We start from the raw sequence: 25,460 nt of genomic DNA, 5'->3' as shown, positions 1-25,460 counted from the left end.
GCCTCCCAAAATTTAGTACAATGAGAATGTCTGACTTGTCCAAATTTAGAAGATTTTTTATCATGCACATTTTAAGAGGGAGAATCCAGTCTATGAATAATTTTCCGTTGGAAGAAGTAACTATCTCATCCTTGCAGTTTGAACTAGCATCAGGCAAGCTTTCATCTTTTGACCTAGTTCAAGCTTATCTCGGGCGTATAGCAAACAAAGACGGTACAAACAGTGTCCTGGAGATTAATCCAGATGCATTATTCCTTGCTGAACAAATGGATAGGGAAAGAAAAGCAGAAAAGCTACGCGGACCGCTTCATGGTATTCCTCTTTTGGTCAAAGACAACATAGATACCGCAGATGGCATGCATACAAGCGCTGGAACCCTCGTACTTGCTGATAATTACGCGAAACAGGATGCCTTCATCGTTGGAAAGCTGCGTAAAGCTGGTGCCATCATTCTGGGCAAGGCCAATATGACAGAGTGGGCCAACTTCATGTCAGAACCAATGCCAAATGGTTTCAGCGCCCGCGGCGGTCAAGTACGAAATCCGTATGGCAGTTTCGATGTTGGCGGCTCCAGCTCTGGAACAGGTGCTGCCATTGCCGATAATTTGGCCACAGCAGGTATCGGAACAGAAACAAGCGGTTCTATCCTCAGCCCTTCCAGCAGCAATTCGTTGGTCGGTATCAAGCCAACTGTGGGACTTGTATCCCGCAGCGGCATCATTCCGATTGCTCATAGTCAGGATACTGCAGGGCCAATGACGAGATCTGTAGCTGATGCGGCCATCCTGCTTCAAGTGATTGCCGGCACGGATGAAGCCGATCCTGCCACGCTATCAGCTCCAGCTCTCCCGGATTATACAGCATCACTCCGAAAAGAAGGATTGCATGGTAAGCGCCTTGGTATAGATAGACACACTTTGGATAGCCTGGCTCCTGAAAAACGCGAGCTTATGGAAAAAGCCTTTAAAGTACTGCGGGCTCAAGGCGCAGAGCTTATCGATGTGCAAGTTCCGAAAATCACCAGGGAATCAAGCGTGCTGTATCATGAATTCAAGCATGGTGTGAACCGATACTTGCGAAACGTATCACCTCATCTTCCGGCTCATACTTTGAAAGAGATAATGGAATGGAACCGGATTAACACAGAGGCTGCACTCGTGCACGGTCAAGATATTCTTGAAGCTGCCGAAAAGACAGATGGAACGCTTAAACAAGCAGAATATCTGCAGGATCGCTTAGCTGACATACGAGAATCCCGCACGGAAGGTCTGGATCCTGTCTTGTCAGATGCAGAACTTGATGCGATCATTTTCCCTAGCTATTATGGATGCGACATCGCAGCCAAGGCCGGATACCCTTCGATTACAGTACCGGCTGGATACACAGAGGCTGGCGAACCATTCGGAATCACGTTTACAGCTGGTGCTTTTGAGGAATCTACCTTAATAGAAATCGGCTATGGCTACGAGTGCGCCACCAAGCACCGTAAAGCTCCAAAATAATCCATTCTAGAATACAGTTGAAATATCCCGCCTTGTATAGTAAAGTTAGGGATGTTTTTCAATTGCATAAGAACTCATTGATTTGCATAGGCAATCATTGATCAATGAAAATGACATGCAGCTTCTGCTTAGTTAACAGGTGAAAAGCTGCTTGAACGAGCACGGAATGGATATTCCTGCTGTGATATCTTATTTATTCTAGAATGATGCTGTTGTATAAAAAAGCCGTTCGGATAGAGCAAGAATATCCGATACGGCTTTTTTAGTTAAGTTCACGACAACATGCCATACTATAGACGAGGTGAAAGAATTGGGCAACAAACAAAACAACACAGCTCCAGGCTTGCAAAGAAAGCTCAAAGCCCGTCATTTAGGGATGATCTCCCTCGGAGGCACCATCGGGACCGGTCTATTCCTTGCCAGTGGCGGTGCAATCAGTCAAGCTGGTCCTGGCGGAGCGCTGCTCGCTTATGCCCTCATCGGCTGCATGGTCTTCTTCGTGATGACCAGTCTGGCTGAGATGGCCGCCTTCATGCCTGTATCCGGCAGCTTCAGTACTTACGCAACAAAATTTGTTGATGAATCACTTGGCTTTGCACTTGGGTGGAACTATTGGTTCAGCTGGGCGTCGACGATTGCAGCTGAGTTGGTTGCCGTGACATTGATCATGGACTTCTGGTTCCCGAATACACCATCCTGGATCTGGAGCGCAATCAGCTTGATCATCATGTTCTTATTGAATTATATATCTGTCAAAGGCTTCGGCGAATCTGAATATTGGTTTGCCTTAATCAAGGTCATTACAGTCATTATATTCATCATTGTTGGTCTATTGATGATAGTCGGGATTTTAGGCGGGGAATCGCCTGGCTTTTCGAACTTTACCGTAAAAGATGCTCCATTCAACGGCGGTTTTCTTGCTTTGATCGGCGTATTCATGGCAGCCGGTTTCTCCTTTCAAGGGACGGAATTGCTTGGCGCTGCAGCCGGGGAAGCTGATAATCCGAAAATATCGATACCAAAAGCGATTCGATCTGTTTTCTGGCGTATTCTGCTATTCTATATCCTGGCTATCTTCGTCATCGGGATGCTCATTCCGTATACAACAGAGAGCTTGGCAAGCGAAGATGTACAGCTGAGCCCATTCACGCTTGTCTTCGAAAAAGCCGGTATCGCTTTTGCAGCATCTGTGATGAATGCTGTCATCCTGACTGCAGTCTTATCTGCTGGGAACTCTGGTATGTATGCGAGCACCAGAATGCTGTGGAATCTGGCGAAAGAAGGAAAAGCCCCACGCTTCCTTGGCAAATTGAATAAAAATGGTGTACCTGTCAATGCTTTGATCGGTACTGCAGCAGTTGGCTGTGCGGCCTTTCTCACATCCTTCTTTGGTAATGGTATCGTCTACACATGGCTGTTGAACGTGGCCGGTATGACTGGATTCATCATTTGGATCGGAATTGCTATCAGTCATTATCGTTTCCGCAAAGCGTATGTAGCGCAGGGCTATGATATCAAGGATTTGCCATACACGGCGAAATTCTACCCCTTCGCCCCATTGTTCGCGCTTATATTGAGCATCATTGTGGTAGTCGGGCAGAGTGTATCATCCTTTACAGAAGACGGCTTTGATATCGGCAGTTTTGTTGCTTCCTATATCGGCATCCCGATTTTCCTGCTCTGCCGGATTATCTATAAGGTGAAATATAAAACAAAAGTGCATAAATTGGAGGATGTCGATTTGACAACTCCTGAACATGAAACAGCCCCGGACTGATTCCGAGGCTGTTTTTTAATAATAAAACAATGGCGATAAGGCTATGATGAATATAAAAATGATATAAATCGTAATCAATCCCTGGTAGCACAATCCAATTATCGCACATACCCTTCCGCCGAGATACAATGCCTTTATTGCTTCTGTGTCCTCTGTTATTTTGAGACTCTTATTTGCAAATATGATTGCCAGAATACCTGATATGATTCCGATCACTGGGACAAACATCGTCACAATGCCAAGTGCCAACGTGCCGGATGGCGAATATCGTTTTTCTTCCATATCTTGATCTCCTTCCTACCATTTTCCGTTCCATATATCCGATCTCTTGCCATTATGGATTATTTTTCTAAATTTGGAAAAGCGCACGGAATTCCGCACGCTTTGCCTCATTCGAATACATTTTTTACTTTTTCAACGGTATAATGGCTGCCGCCCTTATCTTGAACGCCTTCTACCATCATGCTGATCAGCAAATCTTGATTATCATAATCATAAGCAACAAACCAGCCATTTTCGGTACCATTCTCATCATCCTGGCTTTGCTTCAATTCCGCAGTACCAGTTTTACCTGCAAGTGTCAGACCATCCACTACAGGATTATGTGCCGATCCGCGTTCGTCTTCTACAACTCCGCGAAGCCCTTCAGTAATCGCATCGGCACCTTCTTTAGGCAAGACACCCTCATGCCATACGACCGGCTCTTCAGCTTTTGACTTAAGCAAAGTCGGCTTAATCAGGTTACCATCGTTGACGAAAGGTGTATACGCTGCTGCCAAATGCAGTGGAGACATAAGCACCTGCCCTTGGCCATAGCCGGAATCAGCGAGGAGCGTCTCATTGTCCAAGCCATCATTTGAAATGGACGATGCCGATGTCGGGAACTCATAATCCAACTCCTCATCAAAGCCGAAAGATTTCAGGCCTTTTTCGAAGTTTTCCGCTCCTGTATCCACAGCAGTCATCGCAAAGTAAATGTTATCAGATGTAATCAACGCATCCTTCAAGTCGACATCCGATAAGCGGTCTGAAACACGTGTCACACTGTAATTACCGAACTTGCCATCATTGTCCCATTTGAGCCCTTCGATATGCTTCTTCTCATCTGGAGTAATGACGCCATTTTCCAATCCGATAGCAGCTGTAAGCGGCTTGATGGTGGAACCCGGGGCATATGCTTTATTGAATTTAGCTGAGAACGGACTGTTTTCATCATTGGATAGTTTTTCATATTCCTCATCATCCCAGCCGAAAATGAAATTATTCGGATCATAGGATGGCACACTTACCAATGCCAAAGTAGCTCCTGATTTCGGATCGAGGGCTACGGATGCTCCGCTATCGTCCTTCAGCTGATTATAAATCTTCTCTTGCATGTTGATATCGATTGTCGTCTCGACATCTTCTCCATTCTGCACCTCGGTCTCGGCGATCACTTCTTGTTCATCGCTAGTTTCGGAAACCGTATAGATCTTCCAACCGATAGTACCTCGAAGCTGATCCTCATAGACAGATTCCAACCCTGTCGAGCCAACATAGGAGTCAGCATCATAATTGGAAGCATTGTCATCCTCCTCAAGGAACTCTGCGTCTACCTTCTTCACATAACCAGTCAAATGTGCTGCAGCTTCTCCATGTGGATAGAATCTTGAACTAGTGTCCGTGATTTGGACACCAGGAAGTTGACCGACCTCATCAGCCAAGTCACGCTGATCAGGGCGCAATGTTTTTATCGGGACATCCACTTCATCCGTCACCCAGCTCTGCTCCAGCAGGCCGTCAATTTCTTCCCGTTCAATCCCTAGTGTCTCTGCCACTTGATCAAGTGTCTCATCCCGGCTCTTTCCGTCTGATTCCAATTGACCCGGAACGATTCCGACGGACGGAACAGTTGCATTGAATGCCAGTTCTTTCCCATTCGTATCCAATATCCGTCCGCGTTCGGGCTCCACTGATGTTATACGGACACTTTCGTTGTCATTTAGCTGGGCAAAGATGTAGGAAGGATCCCATTTGACCTTCCAAGTCGCACCGTCTTCCCCATCGACTTTGACAAGCTCTGCTTCCTTATCAAATTCCACTTTTCCGGCAACTGTCTGCATGCTGACAGACAAAGGCAGCTGCTGGGTATCCGCATCTGATTTTTCATCGTCCTCAGACACATCGCCTACAGTGACCTTCAAATCAGATACTCCAGTCTGATCATAGATATCTTTATACCGTTTAGTGAAATCCTCCTTGGAAATTTCTTTTTGCGATTCTTCGGTCAGCTGATCGTACATTTTATCAAAATCCTGGGCATTCCAATTGTCGACAAATTGATCAAGTCCATCCTTCGCTGACTGATCATCCGAACAAGCGGAAAGCAGGAATACCATACCAACCACAAACAACATTGCTGCTAATCGTTTCATAGCTCACCTTTCCTGTCTCTTTGAACTGTGGACCAATTATAGCATAGGGAAGGAAAAACTTTGCAGTGTTTCACCAAGTATTTCCCAGGAAATAGACGAAAGCTATCGAAAAAGTACATGTCATCTCGTTCTTATACATGGGAAACTATCGCTTCAAGCTGACCTTTCAATGTGAATTTCTTGATGTGAACCGGAAGCACGAAATGATCACCTTTATTAAGTTGGTACGACTGATCTTCAAGTACGATCTCACCGCTTCCTTCAATGATGCTTACTTGAAGGAATGATCCTGGTGTTTCTAATTCAGCTTCTCCTGCTATTTGCCAATGATAAACGGTGAAATACTCGCTTTCGACAAGTTTCTGCTCTGTTTTTGCCCCAAGCTTCATAGGAGCTTCCCTTGTTTCGATTGTTTCATGTGGAACAGTCGACACTGCCTTTGCAGCATCCAAATGCAGCTCACGTTCATTCCCTTGATCATCTTTACGGTCATAGTCATATACGCGGTAAGTGATATCAGAGCTTTGCTGTGTTTCCAAGATGACGATACCAGCTCCGATCGCGTGGATAGCACCACTCGGAACATAAACGAAATCACCTTTCTTCACCGGAACCCGTCGCAGCAGCTGATGCCACTCTCCTTCGTCTATCATCTCTTCTAGTTGTTCTTTTGTTTGTGCATGATGACCGAAAACAATTTCTGCTCCGGGCTCTGCATCCACTACATACCAGCATTCCGTTTTTCCATACGGCTCTTTCTCCACTTCTTGAGCATAGTCATCACCTGGATGCACTTGCACGGACAAATCAGTCTTAGCATCAAGGATCTTTACAAGCAATGGATAGTCCTCATTTTCATGTTTCCCGAATAATTCCCTATGGTCCTGCCATGCATCCAGCAATGTTTTCCCAGCTAGTTCACCATTTCGGATTTTGCTCGGACCGTTCGGGTGGGCAGAAATGACCCATGCCTCGCCAGTTTGATTGGAAGGCAAATGATAACCGAATACATCTGCCAGTTTCGTCCCTCCCCAGATACGTTCCTGCAGAGCAGGCTCCAAAAAGATGGGCTCCTGTTTATACATAAAGATTCTCCTCACTTTCAAACACTTTATTCCACTAGTATTTTACCAATAGTTCCCTGAAGCTGACCATATAATTATTGTCTGTTTTTACAAGTTGGATGAATATGCAAGAGCCTATGGAATAGAACGTCAAAAGAGGAAGTTACATAGAATGACGTTTTATACAGGAAGGATGACTTCTTTCGTGAAGTCATTGATTAGGTAGGCGCCGGTGTCGTCATCACCGATCCCTCATTGCCAGATAACCCCTGTCATCTACACGAATAAAGCAGTTGAGCAAATCACAGGCTACAAAACTAAAGGAATTATCGGTCAGAATTGCCGGTTCCTGCAAGGAGAGAAACGTCAAAAAAAGATGTAGGTGAAGTACCGAAGGCAATCGATCAAGAAAAATCCATCATTGTCGAATTGCTTAACTATCGGAAAGACGGAAAGCGAATGTCCTGCAAGCTTTGGAATCAATCCAGGCGAAGCATTGAAAAACCCGCTGCTATCACGCAGCGGGTTTCTTAATGGATTTGTGTTCTGATGATTTCCGTTATCGTTTCTTTCGGAAGTGGTTCATGCTGGCGTTCCCAGTCGGAAATGAGCGCAATATATGTTTTATATACAAGAAACGCAAGAAGCTCGGGATCATGATTTGTTACTGCGCCTCTTGCCCTTTCTTTCACGATGACCGTCTTGATGTAATCAAGGATCAATCGCTCTACTTGGGTAAGAATCTCCAATACTTCCACTGTGCCCAATTCCTTTGCTTCCTGACTCAGTTTGATCAGCAGCTGATGGCTTTCGCGGAACCCCAGGATTGCATCGAGCATCGCCTGGATATTCTCATGAAACGCCGCTTCCTCCTGTATTGCTGCATCGGCTGCTAGTCGCAGCTGTTTCATTGTCCGTTCCAGGATAGTCGAGAACAATGACTCTTTGCTGTCAAAGAACGTATATATCGTACCCTTTGCTACTTTGGCTATTTTGGCAACAGAAGCCATTGTTGTCGCTTTGAAACCGAATTGACTAAATGACATAGCCGCTGCCTCGATAATGCGTTCTTTTTTATCTACTATCATTGTTCTCTACCCCTTTTTCTTTTACGTGGAAACAACAGCCTCATCTTCATCATCTTTTTTGAATTTACGAGTCTGCAATATATAGACAAGAATTGTCAATGCTAAGAATAGCACAGAAAAGATACTCAAGTAACCAGCTTGCTGCCAGAGGTAACCCCAGTCATCGCCGATGGAAATGATCTCCCGGAATCCGCTGATTGCATATGTCATCGGGACGAACTTATGAATGACTTGGAAGAATTCCGGAAGTAACGCCACTGGATAAGTCCCTGCACCTGCACCGATTTGGAATAGCAACGCAATAATTCCCAGGAAGCGCCCTACATTATCCAATGCAACTGTCAGAAACTGAATCAGCAGGAAGCTAGTTAAACTGAATAGGATTGCGAATAGGAGCAAACGCCATTCACTATGCACTTGCACATGCATAATATGGACAAGCATAATTACTGCAAACAAAGATTGGAGCACACTGACAAACAAGACAATACTGAACTTGCTCAGGAACCATGCAAAGCCCGATGTCGGTTCACTTGCAGGGTCGCGAAGCGGGAAGATATTCGTGAATACCAGCGCTCCAACAAATAAACCGATGGAAAGGATGTATGGCGCAAGTCCTTCCCCATAGGTATGCACAGTACTCAATTTTTCATCCTTCACATCTGTAGGACTGGCAAACATATTATCTGTTTTATCGCTTGTGCTGATGTTTGCGTCTTCGGCACCTTTAGCCAACTCATCATGCAATTCGTTACTTCCATCCGTCACACTCTGTGTGCCATCGGACAGGGTTTGTGAACCATCCGTCAGCTGCTGCGCCCCATCGGCTAATTGCGGACCATTGGCATTCAATTGATCCAGACCTGCTGTGAGCTTGCTGCTGCCTGATTGAAGCTGTCCCAATCCATCAATTACCGTCTGGGAACCTGAAACTAGCGCAGGGGACCCATTTGCCAACTGACTGACTCCATCCGTATACGAATGAATCCCATTATTCAATTCTGTCTGGCCTGACTGGATAGAAGATGCACCATCCGCCAGCTTGCCAGCTGCTTCATTTAATCCGTTCAACGCTGTCTGTGTCTGCTGTGCACCTTGCGCAAGCTTATCGATCTGGTCAAGCTGTGTTGTCACTTCAGTCAGCTGCTGTGTGATTGCTTCTGGATCAATATCCGGAAGCTGTACATCAACATCAGGAACTGCATCCTCCAGCTCCTGAATCTGCTTTTGCAGTTCCTCCTGCTTTTGCTCAGAAGAGAGGTCATCATTGGTCACGATATCTTCCAGCTGCTTGATCCGAGCTGCTTGCTGTTGCTCAATCTGCTGCTTCGACTCCTGCAGTTGCTGTGCCAAATCTCCCAAAGCCGTCAATTGAGACTGCGCTGCATCCAGTTTGTCTTTGACAGTTTGTGCTTTTTCATTCGCCGCTGCAATACCATTATTCAATTCCGGAAAACTGCCTGCTAATTGATCGGTAGCCTGCTGCAGTTGCTGCAATCCACTTGATATCTGATCGGTGGCCGATACCAATTGATCAGATCCGCTTTCCAGATCACTGCTACTTCCATTCAATGTCTGAAGGCCATCATTGATTTTTGTAATTCCTTGGTCAAGGTCTGGATATTTGGAAGCTAAACTCTGAATACCTGTATCCAACTCATTCATGCCTTGATCTGCTTCGCCAACCTTCTCTGTGTAAGTTGCTGTGCTAGTCGACAGGCTCGCCAAGTTCTTGCTTAAGTTTTTAGCTCCCTCATTAACCTCGTTTGAACCATCCGCAAGTTCCTTGGAGCCATCACTAGCTTTTTTCAGTCCATCTGCCACATCGGAAAGACTGGCAAATACGGAATGGGCATATTCCTCTGTTACCTGCTCTGCAACTTCTTTATCCAGCTGCTGCATCGCACTATCCGTAATCTTGGAAGCTGGATAGTTTTTACCTGGATTGGAATAGTATTCGATATTCATTTGTTTCGGATCATCATCCAGTAAAGTAGCTGCATTTGCCGAAAAGTCCTCTGGAATCTTGACTACCATATAATAATCCTCTGATTTCAGACCATCCATTGCCTTTGACTCATCGACGAACTGCCAGTCAAATTTATCATTGTCTTTCAAGTTATCCACAAAATCGCTTCCGACATGAAGTTCCTTGCCTTCAAAAGTTGATCCTTTATCAAGATTCACGACAGCAACAGGTAAATTATCCGTATTATTATACGGATTCCAGTTAGCCGCCAGAAAAATAGCACTATAAAGCAAAGGAACAACCAATATACCGCATATGGCCAGAAGCATTTTCCGGTCTTTCCATATGTGAAGCCATTCCTTCTTCAACATGTTCATAACTTTTCCTCCTAAGTGTCAATTACCAAGTTGTCCACATAGACCAATTGACCGAAATCGTCTTTTGGTCAATCCGCTAAACAATAATAACAGAAAAAGCCTATTCCTACAATGGATAGGCTGCTTCTTTTCCATGTTGTCGCTTTCATAATTTATCCACCATTATTGTGAATAACTTGTGCATAACCCTTTTATGCACAGCATTCCACACGCTATGAACAAATTATCCACAAACTTATACACATATACACAAAAGTGATTCTTTATTTAGTAATAAGAATATTTGTTCCCTACAAAATAGAGTATGTTATCCTCATACACATCCACAGGTTGTGCATAACTAAAAAAGCAGCCTATATGAGGCTGCCTTATTGCTGTGAGCTTAAAGTTACAGTAGTTTCATTCTTTTCCCCGTCTCGATAATACGTCACTTTCATCTTATCACCGATTTGTTTATCTTCGTAGAGATGCTTGCGTAATGATGTCATATCTTCAATCGATTGACCATCCAGCTCCGTAATGACATCCAGCTCCTGTAATCCGGCACTTGCTGCTGGGGATAGCGCTTCGATGCTCCAAATGTAAACCCCATTTTCAATACCGTCCGGCAAGCCTAGGTGTTCCGTCCGCTCAGATGCTGGAATTTCATTTAATGAGTATGCTTCCACTCCTAAGTATGGACGCTCGACTTGCCCATTCCGTTCAAGTTGTTCCATTACAGGGACAGCGCTGTCAACCGGAATGGCAAAGCCGATTCCTTCAACAGATGATTCAGCTATTTTCATCGAGTTGATCCCGATCAGCTGCCCCGCCATATTGATGAGGGCACCGCCGCTGTTACCTGGATTGATAGCAGCATCCGTCTGCATGACATCTGCTTGCCAATCAGCTCGGCCATCCCCGTTTAGATCCTGTGGCACCGTACGGTTTACACCACTGATGATGCCTTGTGTAACCGATCCTGAAAATCCCAATGGATCTCCAATGGCAATGACGGGCTCCCCGGTTTTGACGGAAGAAGAGGTCCCGATTTCAATTGCCTGTTCAACTCGGGAAGCATCCATTTCCAAAACTGCTAAATCGGTAAAAACATCACTTCCAAGCAGATTCGCGGAAACTTCCACGCCATTATGCAAGATGACATCGACATCTGTTGCACCTTCGACGACATGGTGATTCGTCACTACATAGGCCTTGTCGCCTTCTTTTTTATATATGACACCAGATCCGCTTCCCGCAGTACTCTCTTCCTGTGAGAAAAGTGCATCACCTTGCTGCAAATTCACTACCCCTACAACAGCCGGTGCGGTTTCATCCACGATTTCGGTAATGCCGGATTGCACATCGACACTAACATTCTGTAGATTGGGATTTTGATCTGAATCCGCTGCGAGCTGCGCAGCCTCTCCTTGCTGCGATTGGTCGTTCGGCATCAGACTGTCCCGATCAAGCCCATAAGCGACAAGCAATACGATACCGGCGCCGATGATCCCGCCCAATATAGCTGGCAGCAGCCAGCTTGCGCGTCGCTTCGGTTTTTCCGGTTCCCTGTGTTGGTCATCAAAATAGTCCATGTTAGCCTCCGTTCCAATTCTTTTCGATATAGCTATCTTTCCACGATATCAGAAAATTAAACTACTTGGAAAAGCGGTGTCGGTGTTTTTGGATCTGTATCATGCAATTCGATGTGCTTATTTAAATCGAAGCCTCGCTCCTGCAAGATATTCCCGACGGCAAGCCGTGCGAGATCCTTCATGTTATTATCGCGGCTCAAGTGTGCCAGATAGATGCGCTTCGTATTGTTATCAATCAAATCTGTCAGAGCAAGCGCGCTGTCTTCATTGGATACGTGACCAAGATCACCCAGTATCCTCCGCTTGACATTCCATGGATAGCTGCCCATCTGCAGCATACCTACATCATGGTTTGCTTCAAAAATGTAGGCATCTGCCTTCTCGACGATTTTCTTCACTCGATCCGATACATAACCAGTATCCGTCACTAACGCTACTTTTTTACCATCATGATGAAAAGCATAGAACATCGGCTCCACCGCATCATGGGATACGCCAAATGACTGCACATCCAGATCTCCAAACGTTTTCGTCTCTTCCATGTCGAAGACGAATTTATGATCCAAAGGTATCTTCCCGATGCTGTTCTCCATCGCTTTCCATGTCTTCTCGTTAGCGTAAATCGGCAAATCGAATTTCCTTGCTGCCACACCTAATCCTTTTATATGGTCACTATGCTCATGTGTGACCAGGATTTTCGTCAGTGTTGCCGGATCGATTCCTGCCTCCTCCAATAAACGCTGCAGCTCCTTGCCTGTCAAACCAGCATCGACCAGGATGCGCTCTTTTTCCGTTCCGATAAAGAACGCATTCCCGGAACTGCCGGAAGCAAGTACGCTAAAGCTTAACGTCATGCTGTTTCACCTCTTATTGTGTTTCTTCTGTCTCTGGTTCTAAGCTGCTTAGAAATACTGACTCAGTCGGTGCATTCGTATATGGATAGTCCGGAAGCAACATGTAAAAATAATGCTTCGTTCCATTTACTGTGATTTTGTAAGCAGGGGCAAAATTAAGCTTTGAAGAAAGCTCGATAGTCGGGTAAAAGCCCTTTTCCACTTCAATCTTGTCATTGATTTCAATCAGCTGTTTACTCTGCAATGCTTTGACGGCTTCCTTCTCTGAATAATGTTTCAGATTCTCTTGATTTTCACTCTTCTTGAAATCCTCAATATACGTTTGTGTATACTCGGTTACTTTGTAATCACTATTGAGGGTGACAAGCAGCAGACTATCCGGACTGAAATAGGTTTGTCCCTCACTTGTCTTTTGGAAGAATAGCAGTTTATTGCCTTGTCTGCCCCAATAGGTGTAATCTTTCCCGTTCAAAACATAATCCTCGGCAAATCCACTTAGTTCTTCTGTTATCTGTTCTTGATCATCATCTGCCGAAATCTCGACCGGCAATTCCTTCGGTTCCTTGAATGTTGCAACCAGCTGATCCCCTGAGCTGATATCGAAGTCCATTTCTTCGTCCTGTGGAATCTTCTCCAAATCCTTATCCGTAAAATGCAGCTTTTTTGCTTCATATTGCTGATTGGTTTCTGTTTCCTCATCAGAGAGCTCTTTATAACCTGTCACACTGGATAGAACCTTATCTTGACTTTCTGTCTCCAATACAAGCTGTTCCGTTTCTTCCTGCGGGAACAGCTGGAAGATAAGGTAAATGTTCAAAACAAGGAAGGCAAGGATGAACATGAGCTTAATTTTATTCCATTGCATCAGCTCTCTCCCCCTGTATCACTGTCCTTGACCTCATTCCATTCTCCTTCATATTTCACATACCAACTAGGTTTCAGATGATATTTGTAAATGTCCGAATCATTATCATCCAAACGATAGCCGATGACTACATCCTGTATATCACGCGGATTGTATTTGTTCTTTTCCATCCAATCCTTCACTTGCTGGACCGTTAGCATATAGTCACGGGACCCCCCGGAAACTCCAATATCAAGCAGCGTCCGCTCATAGCTGACTGGTTCGGGAAGCGTGCTCTGCATCCGGATGGTTATTAACGATAACCCATTCGTCTGGAATACCGGATAACCATCGTTCATCATCCGAAATTGGAAAGTGAAATTGCTTTCCCCACTCACTGCATACAAATTATAATCATCTGTCCATCCTTTATGGGTATTGATTGTATTGATTGCAGCCTGCATCTGATCAGCCCTGCTCGTCGTACCGGCGCCAGGAGAGGTTGAACTATATTGATAGGAAGCAAATTGTCCATTATTACTGAACTTGATCATCTCCAATAGATTGCTATCGGTGTATTGATCTGTTCCTTGAATGGTGTAATTATTATCCATATAGATTTCAGCAAATGCATTCCTGGAAATTGTCTCTCCGCGGACATTACTGTCTTTCACGACAATCTCTTCCGGCAGGAAAATCTGGTTCAAGTCATTTGTACCAGTCTCAGATAAAGGAACGGCTGCAGTAAGGCTGTCTTCGGCTAGGATCGTATTTTGAATATTATTCGTTACTGTCGCTGTTACGACATTTTGTAATGGATCCTCCTGCCGATCATTAACAAAGATCAAATCTGTCGTATTATCCTCATTTGGCTCCAAATATAATTTAGTAAAACCGCCATTACCCAGCCTGCTTGTCACGTTTTCTGCCCCTTCCACTTGGAATAAAGCATTCAGCTGGGAATAAGCTATCGTCACTGGATAAACGAGCTCTACGCTTGTCTTTGGCAATTCGTCCAGACTACCCGGTTTGGTATTTGTAAGCGTCCAGTCCGCCAGTCCATCCGTGAAAACCTGTTCTTCTTCCTTGGATTTAAAAACAAAGTGATTGTCACCATTATGCACATAAATATGTGTCGGACGGACTACATCCGCAAGCTGCTTCTCCACCCCGCCTAGCGTCTTCGCTTCCTCGGTGCCGATTCCTTCCGATTTCAGGCTATTTGGCTGAAAAGTCCATACATAGGCTGTCAAAATCAGACTCATCGCTACAAGAATGACTAACAAAATCGTATTGAATGTCTCTAATTTCAACGCACCTCACCCCTTTTCCGGTTAAGCGGAATAGTGAAGAGCACGGTCGTGCCTCTACCTTCTTTGCTTTCGGCCCAAATTACTCCGTGATGTGCTTCGACAAGATCCTTAGCTATTGCCAGACCCAGACCTGTACCGCCTAGCTTCCTGGTACGGGCTTTATCCGTCCGATAGAATCGTTCGAATATCTTGTCCAGTTTTTCATAAGCAATACCCATCCCCTCATCAGAGATGCTGATCAATAGCTTTTGACTATCTTTTCGAAGACGGAAACGGATCGTTCCGCCATCCGGTGAATACTTGATGGCATTACTGATGATATTATCCAACACTTGCATGATCTTATCTTTATCAATCGAGATGAACGCTTCCTCTTTTGGCAGATAGCGTTCAAATGCAATATCCTCCCGCTTGTTCATTTCAAAGCGGTCGATCACATGATGGAAGAAATCGACGAAATTGAGCCGTTCCCATTCCATCGTATAATTGCTGCTATCCATACGGGAGAGCTGGAGCAGATCATTGACGAGGCGAATCATCCGGTCCGTTTCCTGCTGTGTGACATCCAGGAACTGCGGGGCGATCGATTCATTCTTCCACGCTCCATCCGTCAGCGCCTCTAAATAACTCCGCATCGTTGTCAAAGGGGTCCGGAGCTCATGCGACACATTGGAGACAAACTCCCGCCGCTCCTGTTCAATCTGCTCTTGTTCGGTAACGTCACTGATCACCGTGATGAACCCGCTGATTTGCTCATATTCATCCTGTACGATGGAGAAATTGCAGCGAAGCAGCAAATATTGGTCATCATCACTCATATCAATGATGATCGATCCTGTTTCCTGTATTTCCGTTATATCGACTATCTTTTCATTCAAGTTCAATACTTCGATCAGGAATTGGCCGCGTACTTCGTCAGCACTTCGTCCGATCAGACTTTCTGCCGGAGCATTCATCAATGTAATGGCACCATTCCTGTCGGTTGCGATGACACCATCTGACATGTGGGAGAGTACGGAACTGAGCTTGCGACGCTCACCTTCTGTCCGCATATGCGCTTGCCGGAGTTCATCATTCATATGATTGAAAGTACGGGCAAGCTGTCCTATTTCGTCCTCACCATAAACATTCACTCGCTTGGAGAAATCCCCAGTTGCCATGATACGGGCTTGCTTTTGCATTTCCTTGATTGGCTTGGTTATTGCCCGGGCAATGAGAATTCCAAGGATGGCAGCGAAAATGAGGGCAATGAATGTAGCACGCAAAAAGGTGAGATTTGTGCTCTTCAGTTGACTATATACAGGTTCAATCGATGTACGAACATAGATCAGGCCAAGCAGTTCGTTATCGCCATTACTATCTGTTCCTTCGATGTTGTAATATGATTTCAGGGTTCTATCTCCGCTATCTGCATCTATGACGATATTAAGCTTACTCTGATCCGGAAATCCATTATTCGTAATTGCCTGGACTATATTATTATCCGTTATCCGTGCACCTACGGTATCGTTATCACTTAACTCATTTGTACCTACAAGCTGACGCTGCGTATCGATAACCTGGATCTTCGTTGTATTACCTTCCGAGTAATTTTTCAGTAAATCTGCGATGTCTTCTTCCAATGTAGGATCAGTTGGGGAGCGATCCTCCTCAAATTCCTGAGCTAAGGATTGTTCCAGCCACTGCATATTGGAATCAAGAGACTCTCTTGTATTTTGAATCAGCTGGTTTTCCAAGCTGTTGGTAAAAAAGACGCCGATCAGCAAAAGAGCGATGATCAGCAGTAAAATGTAAACGACAACCAGTTTTAGGCTCACAGAACGGAAAAAGCCTATCTTATTCATAGATATTACTCCTGTTCAGGGCTGCGAAGATAATATCCTACACCCCTTCGTGTGATGATCCAGAGCGGACTGCTCGGATTGTCCTCGATTTTCTCGCGGAGACGGCGCACGGTTACGTCAACTGTACGTACATCACCGAAATAGTCATATCCCCAAACTGTCTCCAGCAGATGTTCACGCGTCATGACTTGTCCGCTGTGACGGGCAAGGTAGTGAAGCAATTCGAATTCACGATGTGTCAGTTCCACCTGTACACCATCATTGGTCACTGTATATGCTTCTGGGTGGATGACGAGTTTGCCGATTTCGATATCCTTGTTCTCTTTGTTGTCTTCCTCTGGAATCTGCGCTTGTCTGCGTAAATTCGCTTTAACACGGGCAATCACTTCCCGGTTGCTGAAAGGCTTTGTCACGTAGTCATCAGCACCGAGCTCAAGACCAAGGACCTTATCGATTTCCGCATCCTTCGCAGTCAGCATGATGATTGGCATATTATGCGTCTTCCGTACTTCACGGCATACTTCATTGCCGTCTTTGTTCGGCAGCATGATGTCTAAAAGGATCAAATCCGGGTTCTCCTGCTGTACCAACTCGACAGCTTCATCACCATCATAGGCACAGATCACCTCGTATCCTTCTTTCTCCAAGTTGAATTTCAATATATCAGCGATTGGTTTTTCGTCGTCCACCACTAAGATCTTATGGTTCATCGTATTCCCACGCTTTCTAGTGTTTTTTATCTGAATTGTATTATCTTTATATTACTAGTTCAGTATTTGCATACCCTTTCTATTTTACAGCAATTTCGGTCAAATGTCTTTGGAAGGGGGCAATCCGACATTTCTTGGAAGGAAAAAGAAAAAAATCGTCCGCATGGACGATTTTTAACTTATTGACTGTATACGCTTCTTACTTCATTTGTCTGAGTACGATCCGGTCCGACAGAGAAGATGCTTAGCGGAATGCCTGTCAGCTGGGAAATACGCTCGATATAGTGGCGTGCATTCGCTGGCAGTTCACTCAAGTTGCGGACACCAGTGATGTCTTCTGTCCAGCCTGGCATCTCTTCATAAACTGGTTCACATTGAGCAAGTTCTTTCAGGCTTGCCGGGAAATGCTCCATGATTTCACCTTTATAACGGTAAGCAACACAGATTTTCAGCGTTTCGATTCCTGTCAATACATCAATCGAGTTCAAGGAAAGATCTGTAATACCACTCACGCGCTGCGCATGACGCACAACAACGCTGTCGAACCAGCCGACACGGCGCGGACGACCAGTGGTCGTACCGTATTCACGGCCAACTTCGCGTATCTGATCGCCGATTTCATCATGCAATTCAGTCGGGAATGGACCATCGCCAACACGAGTTGTGTACGCTTTGGAAACACCAACAACGTGGTTGATTTTCGTCGGACCGACACCGGAACCGATCGTAACACCACCGGCAATCGGGTTGGAGCTTGTGACGAATGGATACGTACCTTGGTCGATATCAAGCATGACGCCTTGTGCACCTTCGAACAGTACGCGGCGACCTTGATCCAACGCATTGTTCAGCTCAACGGATGTATCTGTTACATACTTCGCAATTTGCTGTCCATATTCAAAGTACTCATCAAGGATTTCTTCTACGGTGAAGGCTTTGCTTTCATAAACTTTCTCGAACAGACGGTTCTTTTCTTCCAAGTTCTGCTCCAGTTTTTCACGGAAAGCATCTTTGTCCAATAGATCCGCAATACGGATACCCATGCGAGCTGCTTTATCCATATATGCAGGTCCGATGCCTTTTTTCGTCGTACCGATTTTATTAGCGCCTTTTGCTTCTTCCTGAAGCTCATCCAATTTCAGATGATACGGAAGAATGACATGTGCACGGTTGGAAATGACTAGATTATCTGTACTGACATTGCGTTCGTGCAAATATTCCAATTCTTTGATCAATGCTTTTGGATCGATTACCATACCATTGCCCAATACGCATTTCTTTTCCGGGAAAAAGATACCGGATGGAATCAAGTGAAGCTTATATGTGACATTATCGAATTTAATTGTGTGGCCAGCATTGTTCCCGCCTTGGTAACGAGCAACAACTTCGGCATTTTGTGAAAGGAAGTCAGTAATCTTCCCTTTCCCTTCATCTCCCCATTGGGTTCCTACTACAACTACTGAGGACATCTGTGTGGCACCTCCGCCAAATAAACTATTTTTAACACTTCTAAAGTTTATCAATCCCCAAAACACATGTCAATGATACAACCGAACAATTAATAAAAACACTTTAAATTCGTTCGTTAAAAAACACCCTATCGATTGATAGGGTGCTGTTATCATGCCGGTGGAACATCACTTTCCGAATATCTATGATCCAAATCTACGAATTTATTATATTCCTTCACAAAGGCAAGCTCCACCGTTCCAACCGGACCGTTACGCTGCTTAGCGAGAATGATCTCGATGATATTCTGCTTCTCCGACTCTTTGTCGTAATAATCATCACGGTACAGGAAGCCGACGATATCGGCGTCCTGCTCGATACTTCCCGATTCACGCAAGTCGGACATCATCGGTCGTTTGTCTTGCCGCTGCTCAACCCCACGGGAGAGCTGCGATAGGGCGATGACCGGAACTTCCAGCTCACGTGCCAAAGCCTTCAAGGAACGGGAGATCTCCGACACTTCCTGCTGACGGTTTTCTCCTTTTCCGGAGCTTGATCCCATGATGAGCTGCAAGTAGTCGATCAAAATCATACCAAGTCCGCCTTCCTGCTTCAAACGGCGGCACTTGGAACGAATATCACTGACACGGATACCAGGCGTATCATCAATGTAAATACCAGCATTGGACAAACTCCCCATTGCCATTGTGAGCTTGCCCCAGTCTTCTGCTTGGAGACTTCCTGTACGCAATCGCTGCGCATCGATATTCCCTTCTGCACAAAGCATACGTGAGACAAGCTGTTCTGCCCCCATCTCCAAACTGAAGATCGCGACATTTTCACCTGCGTGTATACTTACGTTCTGTGCAATGTTCAATGCAAAGGCCGTCTTCCCTACTGATGGACGCGCTGCGATGATGATCAAGTCATTCCGCTGGAAACCGGACGTCATCTTATCCAGATCCCGGTATCCGGTTGGGACACCTGTGACTGTCGCATTCTGATGGTGCAATTTCTCAATATTATCGTAAACGTCGATCAAAACATCCTTGATGTTCTGAAAAGCACCGGAATTCTTTCGTCCGGAAACTTCCATAATCGACTTTTCTGCTTCATTAAGCACATCCTCGACAGCATCCTCTTTAGCGAAGCTTGAGGTGACAATATCTGTAGCAGAACGGATCAGCCTGCGCAGCAGCGCCTTTTCCGCTACGATTTTGCTGTAGTACTCTATATTTGCTGCTGTCGGAACGGCATTGGCAAGATCGCTTAAATACGAAACACCGCCGACCTCCTCCAACAGTTTTGCATTGGCAAGTGCTGTTGTGACCGTTACAAGGTCCACTGGTTCCCCTCTATCGGATAGGCGCATCATCGCATCAAAGATACGCTGGTGGCTTGCACGATAGAAATCGTCAGCTACAACTTGTTCCGACGCTCTCGATAATGCTTCTGGTTCCAGAAAGATGGCACCAATCACAGCTTGCTCTGCTTCTATATTATGTGGAGGGGTCCGATCATTCCAGACTTCTTCCATCATGATTCCCCCATTTCTGGCATACTGCTACCATTGTACCGAAATATCCCCCTTTTGTGTCAAAAGGGGGATGGAAAAATGCTAGTATTTTGTTGGAAAATAATTATTGCTCGCTGATATGCACCTTCACTTTGCCGGTTACTTCCGGATGCAGCTTCACTTCCAAGTCGCGGTAGCCCAGGGCACGGATCGGTTCATTCAACTCGATTTTCCGCTTATCGATCTTGATATTATGTGATTTCTTCAATTCATCGGCAATCTGTTTGCTTGTGATGGATCCGAATAAACGGCCGCCTTCACCAGATTTCGCTTTTACTTCCACAGTCAGACCAGCAAGTGTTTCACGCAGGTTTTTCGCATCTTCCACTTCCTGAAGTTCCAGCTGGTGCTGTTTGTTTTCTTTTGCTTCCTGTACTTTCACATTGCCTTTTGTTGCAGGCACTGCCAAGTTATTTTTAAGCAAGTAATTACGTGCATAGCCATCCGGCACGTCTTTTACTTGTCCTTTTTTTCCTTTGCCTTTGACGTCTTCTGTAAAGATGACTTTCATTCTTCATTTCTCCCTTCAACATAATCATCGATGATCCGCTTCAGATCGACCTTGGCCGCCTGTACGGTTGTATCGGCAATCTGGGTAGCGGCATTTGTCAAATGCCCGCCGCCATTCATTTTCTCCATGATCACTTGGACATTGACTTGACCGAGTGACCTGGCACTGATTCCTATGCGGCCGTCTTCCCGCTCGGAAATGACAAAACTTGCACTCACACCATCCATCGTCAGCAATGTATCTGCTGCCTGTGCGATGACGACCGGCCCGAATACCTGTCCCTTTTCTGCTGCAGAGATCGCAATGCCTTCCCGGTAGATATCCGTATGTTCAATCAGGTGTGCCCGTTTTACGTACGTATCCAGATCCTCTTTCATGAAGCGCTGCACGAGTACGGTGTCAGCGCCTTTGGAACGCAAATACGATGCTGCGTCGAAAGTACGGGAACCGGTACGAAGAGTAAAGCTTTTCGTATCAACAATGATACCTGCAAGCAGCGCACTTGCTTCCAAGGTGGATAATCGCAGCTTTTTAGGCTGATAGTCCAATAGTTCGGTTACAAGCTCCGCTGTTGAGGAAGCATATGGCTCCATGTAAACAAGCGTCGGCTTCTCGATGAATTCCTCTGCCCGGCGGTGGTGATCGATGACAACGACATGCTCCGTCTTGCTCAGCAGTCTCTCCTCTGCCACCAGCATCGGCTTATGCGTATCGACGACGACCACAAGGGTATTCTTTGTCACCCGATCAAGCGCTTCTTCCGGACTGATAAATTGTTCCCAAAGCTCTTCATCCTCTTGGATAGCAGACATCAGCTTGGAAACACCTATATGGATATCTTGTTTATCCAAGACGATATGCCCGACGATATCATTTGCTTCTGCAATTTTCAAGATACCGATAGCAGCTCCGATCGAATCCATATCCGGCGCCTTATGCCCCATGATGAGCACTTGTTCACTTTGCTTGACCAATTCCTTCAGCGCATGGGAAATGACTCGCGCCCGCACCCTGGTCCGTTTCTCCATCGGATTCGTCTTTCCGCCGTAGAAACGCACCTTGCCGGCTTCTCCTTTGATGGCCACCTGATCTCCGCCCCGGCCCAGCGCCAAATCCAGGCTTGATTGTGCAAGTTCACCGAGTTCCGGCAATGTCTGTCCGCCGGACCCAATTCCAATACTTAACGTGATCGGTATATTCTGATCCGTTATCAACCCGCGGATTTCATCCAGGATTTCGAATTTCGTCCTTTCCAGCTCCTTCAAAATACGCTGATTGAGAACTGCAAGGAATCTCTCCTGTGATGTCCGCTTCAAATAAAGGCCTTTCTGACGCGACCATTCATTCAATTGCGCGGTCACCCGGGAGTTGATTTGACTTTTCGCCGTATCATCAAGATTTTGCGTCATTTCTTCATAGTTATCGAGGAAAATGATAGCTAGAACCGTCTGTTCTTCATTATATAAGTTTTGGATCTCCAGCTGCTTTGTCCGGTCGAATAAATACAGCAGCCGTTCTTCCTTTTTGATCACTGTCAGGAAATCATAATCATCAAGCGTAATCCAAACCTCGTTTTTTTCGTCCTTGATTGCTGGTAACAGCGCATTGGATAATTCATCCAGCGGGGCACCCACAAGTGTATCCTCCGCAAACCTGTTCATATAAGGCGTCGTCCATTCAATCTGATAATTCTCGCTGTACAGCACAATGCCGATCGGCATCTCCAAGAGCGCTTCCTCGCCGACTTTCTTCACACGGTGGGACATCGTGGAGATATACTCCTCCGTCTGGTCCTGCATTCGCTGTTCCGTCAGTATGCTGTAGAAGAAAGACAGCGCCAGGAGCACTGTCAGCGGCAGCCCAAGCTTCCATTCATAAAACCACACACAAATTAGCAGGATGACAGCAAGTATATATGTCACGATCAAATGCTTACTCAATGCTGGTTTTTTAAATATCTCTGGCATATATGTCAGCTCCTAAACCTAAATTCCGCGACCATGCTATTTCTTGCTGCCCATCCGTTCCCGCAGCCTGAATCCTATATCAATTATACCCAAAATACGCACAAGATACAGCAGTATCGGCCCGAAAAGGACTGAGATCACGACCGCAAGAATCGGCAGCACCTTCGGCAGTTTGCGCTGATAGGCAAAATAGAAAAAGAATGAAAATCCCTGCAGGACCAGCAGGATGCCGGCAAGCTCCGCGACATTCGTGACAATCGGATAAAGCCAGCCGTTCTGATCCATCTCAAACCAGCGGGCGAATGAACCGATAAAGTAGATGAACAATACGATGACCGGCAAGTTGAACCGGCGGAATGGTGGATAAAGGATCCTTTGTTTGCTCTGACGATTATGGATTTGATGAGCCAGCCATTGAGAGATGAAACCATACAGCAAGGAGGATACGGCGATCATTGTCGGAATCAGCACCAATACATAATCGAAGGTGGCATCAAACTGCTCCCACTGCTCTTCCGTTACCGTCACCCCGAGAGTATCCATTTCGGATTGGACTGTCTGGATTGTATTATGATAGCTGTCTTGGATCAACTCGATGATGTTGATTCCCGATACAAATTGTGTCCCGGCCAGGAATATCGTGAACCCAAGCGCGTATCCCATAGCTCCCTTCAATAAAGCTTCATACGTGGATTGCTTTTGGTGAAGGGTGTAACCAGTTGCTGCTGCCCCAATCACGATTGAAGTCGTGAGTAAAAACCCAGCAAATGTTCCGATGAAGGAAAAAAGCAGGATGGCTACAGAAAAATAGATCCCAGACTTAAAACCATGTCGGATCCAATAGAGGATGATCGGAATTGGCATAGCAAGCATTGCCAATAAGTTGATCACTGGTACAAATATTGCCATAAGCAGCAGTACGAGATAAATCCCCCCAAGCATAGCTCCTTCCGTCATTTTTCGAGCATTATTCATGAATCGTGACACCCCATTTAAATATGTAATCTTGCGATTGTAGAAAAAGCACAGCTGCTTAGGCTGTGCTTATCGTTCGTTTGTATGGACGAAAACGTATCAAAAGCCATTTCATCCTAAAAATTACTACCCCACGATTATACCTGAAAGCAAGTATTCAAACAAATGTTTCGCCATAGAGAGAACTGTCTTATTGTTTTGCTTGTGAAGATCTTAATTTGTTGTTTATTTTTCCGGAATGACCCTTTATAATAGTGAGACAACCTTACAACAGGTTGGCACTACATACTTTACACCTCATTAGCCACTAATGAGACGAACGTTAAGATCGGCGGCATCGCGATAAGCATGCTGCCGGTTTTTCTATTCCACACTTTTTACACATTTTTTCTACCGAAACTAGAAGAAGTACAAGATTTCTGCATGCTATGATTAAGTCAAGATCAGAACAGGTTATAAACAAACAAAAACGGGTAAATATAAAACAATTCAACCTAAAGAAAGGAACGGAACACCATGAAAAATAGTCATTTCAATGCTATTCTTGCAGCAACTCTATTAATCAGTAGTATCGGCGGCTACTTGCACTCTATCTTCTAATTCCATATTCCAGGCAAGCTCTTCCTGTACAGGCGGAGCTTTTTTATTTGCTGCATATGGATGTTTACGAAGAAATCCCTCTTGGAACATCCCGCATAATATGTCAAAATATTTTTAACTTAATTATTGGGAGTGGGACGTTTTGTTGACAGATTATCATGTACATATGGCAGAAACAGGCTCGTTCACTTTGGATTATATCCGCGAATACCTTAAAGCGGCCAAAGAAAAAGGTATAGAGGAATTCGGCATATCCGAGCATGCTTACTTTTTCCAGGAAACAAATAAAATTCTATCAAATCCATGGGTGGAAAACCGCCGGACCCTATATTTTGAGGATTATCTCGCTTTCTTTGAAGAGATCAAGCAAGCAGGTCTTCCTGTCAAAATGGGCATCGAGATGGACTATACACCAGGCAAAGAAGCAGAAATGGCGGAATTCCTGGATCAGCACCCTTTTGATTATGTCATTGGGTCTGTCCATTGGATTCGGGATTGGGGAATCGACCTTGATATTTTCAAAGACGAATATGAAAAGCGAGACCTGAAGCAAGCTTATCGTGATTATTATGATCAAATCATCACGCTTGCGGAGTCCAAGCTATTCAGCTTTGTCGGCCATATCGATTTGATCAAGATTTTCGGTTATAAACCGGATGATCAAGACTTTATCGAAGGAGAATACGATCGTGTTGTAAAGGCGCTAGCTGAAAATGATACATGTATCGAGATCAGCACAGCCGGTTTGCGCAAACCTGTTGGCGAAATATATCCGGATCCGGTTCTGCTGCAAAAATGCTATGATGCCGGTGTCGGCATCGTAATCAACTCGGACGCGCATGCTCCCAAGCATGTAGGTTATGCATATGACCAAGCAATCGAACTCGCTAAACGCGTCGGCTATACCGAAATCCAGACATTCGACAAACGGCAGCGAAAAGCAATGCCTTTAGGCTGAACAAATGAATAATCATCCGCCAAGGCGGAAACATTATCAACAGGAGCTGCAAATTGATGCAAGCTCCTTTCTTTATGCATAAAACCCTTACAAG

Annotated in this window: 20 protein-coding genes; 4 read left to right on the top strand and 16 right to left on the bottom strand. The window is 45.2% G+C overall.

The genetic code is table 11. The annotated features are described in order from the left end of the window. Positions 1-92 precede the first annotated feature (92 nt). Together AB1K91_RS00420 and AB1K91_RS00415 are read left to right on the top strand one after the other, a co-directional pair. Entirely contained in the window at positions 93-1,502 is a 1,410-nt protein-coding gene (locus tag AB1K91_RS00420) for an amidase family protein (RefSeq protein ID WP_413087364.1), read from the top strand. A 292-nt stretch (positions 1,503-1,794) separates the two neighbouring features. Further along, positions 1,795-3,279 (top strand): amino acid permease, encoded by a 1,485-nt coding sequence (locus tag AB1K91_RS00415; protein ID WP_413087768.1) that lies wholly within the window; start codon positions 1,795-1,797, stop codon positions 3,277-3,279. Between the two features lie 15 nt (positions 3,280-3,294). Here AB1K91_RS00415 and AB1K91_RS00410 read toward each other — a convergent pair whose 3' ends face one another. The 3 genes from AB1K91_RS00410 to manA form a co-directional block, all read right to left on the bottom strand. After that, positions 3,295-3,561, bottom strand: a complete 267-nt coding sequence (locus AB1K91_RS00410) for a DUF4190 domain-containing protein (protein ID WP_413087363.1) — start codon at positions 3,559-3,561, stop codon at positions 3,295-3,297. A 107-nt stretch (positions 3,562-3,668) separates the two neighbouring features. Then, positions 3,669-5,693 (bottom strand): penicillin-binding transpeptidase domain-containing protein, encoded by a 2,025-nt coding sequence (locus AB1K91_RS00405; protein ID WP_489686325.1) that lies wholly within the window; start codon positions 5,691-5,693, stop codon positions 3,669-3,671. A 131-nt stretch (positions 5,694-5,824) separates the two neighbouring features. Continuing rightward, on the bottom strand, positions 5,825-6,778 hold the full coding sequence (gene manA, locus AB1K91_RS00400; protein WP_413087362.1) for a mannose-6-phosphate isomerase, class I: 954 nt from the start codon (positions 6,776-6,778) through the stop codon (positions 5,825-5,827). Between the two features lie 211 nt (positions 6,779-6,989). Between manA and AB1K91_RS00395 the strand changes: the two genes are divergently transcribed. Further along, entirely contained in the window at positions 6,990-7,139 is a 150-nt protein-coding gene (locus tag AB1K91_RS00395; protein WP_413087361.1) for a PAS domain-containing protein, read from the top strand. A gap of 148 nt (positions 7,140-7,287) precedes the next feature. Here the strand turns inward: AB1K91_RS00395 and AB1K91_RS00390 are convergent, their stop codons facing one another. The 13 genes from AB1K91_RS00390 to AB1K91_RS00330 form a co-directional block, all read right to left on the bottom strand. Continuing rightward, complete coding sequence (locus AB1K91_RS00390; RefSeq protein WP_413087360.1) at positions 7,288-7,845, bottom strand: TetR/AcrR family transcriptional regulator; 558 nt, start codon at positions 7,843-7,845, stop codon at positions 7,288-7,290. 21 nt (positions 7,846-7,866) lie between these two features. After that, positions 7,867-10,191 (bottom strand): YhgE/Pip family protein, encoded by a 2,325-nt coding sequence (locus tag AB1K91_RS00385; protein ID WP_413087359.1) that lies wholly within the window; start codon positions 10,189-10,191, stop codon positions 7,867-7,869. Positions 10,192-10,559: 368 nt separating this feature from the next. Further along, positions 10,560-11,765: a S1C family serine protease gene (locus AB1K91_RS00380; protein ID WP_413087358.1), complete on the bottom strand. Its 1,206-nt coding sequence runs from the start codon at positions 11,763-11,765 to the stop codon at positions 10,560-10,562. A 56-nt stretch (positions 11,766-11,821) separates the two neighbouring features. Beyond that, positions 11,822-12,619, bottom strand: coding sequence for an MBL fold metallo-hydrolase (locus tag AB1K91_RS00375; RefSeq protein WP_413087357.1), 798 nt, complete (start codon positions 12,617-12,619; stop codon positions 11,822-11,824). 13 nt (positions 12,620-12,632) lie between these two features. Further along, positions 12,633-13,484, bottom strand: coding sequence for a two-component system regulatory protein YycI (locus AB1K91_RS00370; RefSeq protein WP_413087356.1), 852 nt, complete (start codon positions 13,482-13,484; stop codon positions 12,633-12,635). Beyond that, complete coding sequence (locus tag AB1K91_RS00365) at positions 13,484-14,776, bottom strand: YycH family regulatory protein (RefSeq protein WP_413087355.1); 1,293 nt, start codon at positions 14,774-14,776, stop codon at positions 13,484-13,486. Before AB1K91_RS00365 ends, AB1K91_RS00370 begins: the two co-directional genes overlap by 1 nt. Next, on the bottom strand, positions 14,773-16,620 hold the full coding sequence (gene walK, locus AB1K91_RS00360; RefSeq protein WP_413087354.1) for a cell wall metabolism sensor histidine kinase WalK: 1,848 nt from the start codon (positions 16,618-16,620) through the stop codon (positions 14,773-14,775). The genes AB1K91_RS00365 and walK overlap by 4 nt, the downstream gene beginning before the upstream one ends. A gap of 5 nt (positions 16,621-16,625) precedes the next feature. After that, positions 16,626-17,330, bottom strand: a complete 705-nt coding sequence (gene yycF / locus AB1K91_RS00355) for a response regulator YycF (RefSeq protein WP_093726317.1) — start codon at positions 17,328-17,330, stop codon at positions 16,626-16,628. 179 nt (positions 17,331-17,509) lie between these two features. Then, the gene (locus AB1K91_RS00350) at positions 17,510-18,799 is read right to left on the bottom strand and encodes an adenylosuccinate synthase (protein WP_413087353.1); all 1,290 of its coding nucleotides are present in this window, start codon (positions 18,797-18,799) and stop codon (positions 17,510-17,512) included. A gap of 152 nt (positions 18,800-18,951) precedes the next feature. Then, entirely contained in the window at positions 18,952-20,316 is a 1,365-nt protein-coding gene (gene dnaB, locus AB1K91_RS00345; protein WP_093726319.1) for a replicative DNA helicase, read from the bottom strand. A 103-nt stretch (positions 20,317-20,419) separates the two neighbouring features. After that, on the bottom strand, positions 20,420-20,866 hold the full coding sequence (gene rplI, locus AB1K91_RS00340; protein ID WP_413087352.1) for a 50S ribosomal protein L9: 447 nt from the start codon (positions 20,864-20,866) through the stop codon (positions 20,420-20,422). After that, positions 20,863-22,833 (bottom strand): DHH family phosphoesterase, encoded by a 1,971-nt coding sequence (locus AB1K91_RS00335; protein WP_413087351.1) that lies wholly within the window; start codon positions 22,831-22,833, stop codon positions 20,863-20,865. The genes rplI and AB1K91_RS00335 overlap by 4 nt, the downstream gene beginning before the upstream one ends. Before the next feature lie 36 nt (positions 22,834-22,869). After that, a complete protein-coding gene (locus tag AB1K91_RS00330; protein ID WP_413087350.1) occupies positions 22,870-23,808 on the bottom strand; it encodes a YybS family protein in 939 nt (312 codons plus the stop codon). 742 nt (positions 23,809-24,550) lie between these two features. On the opposite strand from AB1K91_RS00330, the gene AB1K91_RS00325 reads away from it, so the two are divergent. Further along, complete coding sequence (locus AB1K91_RS00325; RefSeq protein ID WP_413087349.1) at positions 24,551-25,366, top strand: histidinol-phosphatase; 816 nt, start codon at positions 24,551-24,553, stop codon at positions 25,364-25,366. Positions 25,367-25,460: the final 94 nt, after the last annotated feature.

Origin of the sequence: Terribacillus jepli (assembly GCF_047228925.1) — a bacterium.
GTDB lineage: Bacteria > Bacillota > Bacilli > Bacillales > Amphibacillaceae > Terribacillus.
The sequence above is the reverse complement of the archived record's forward strand: the minus strand, read 5'-3'. Positions and strand labels throughout refer to the sequence as shown.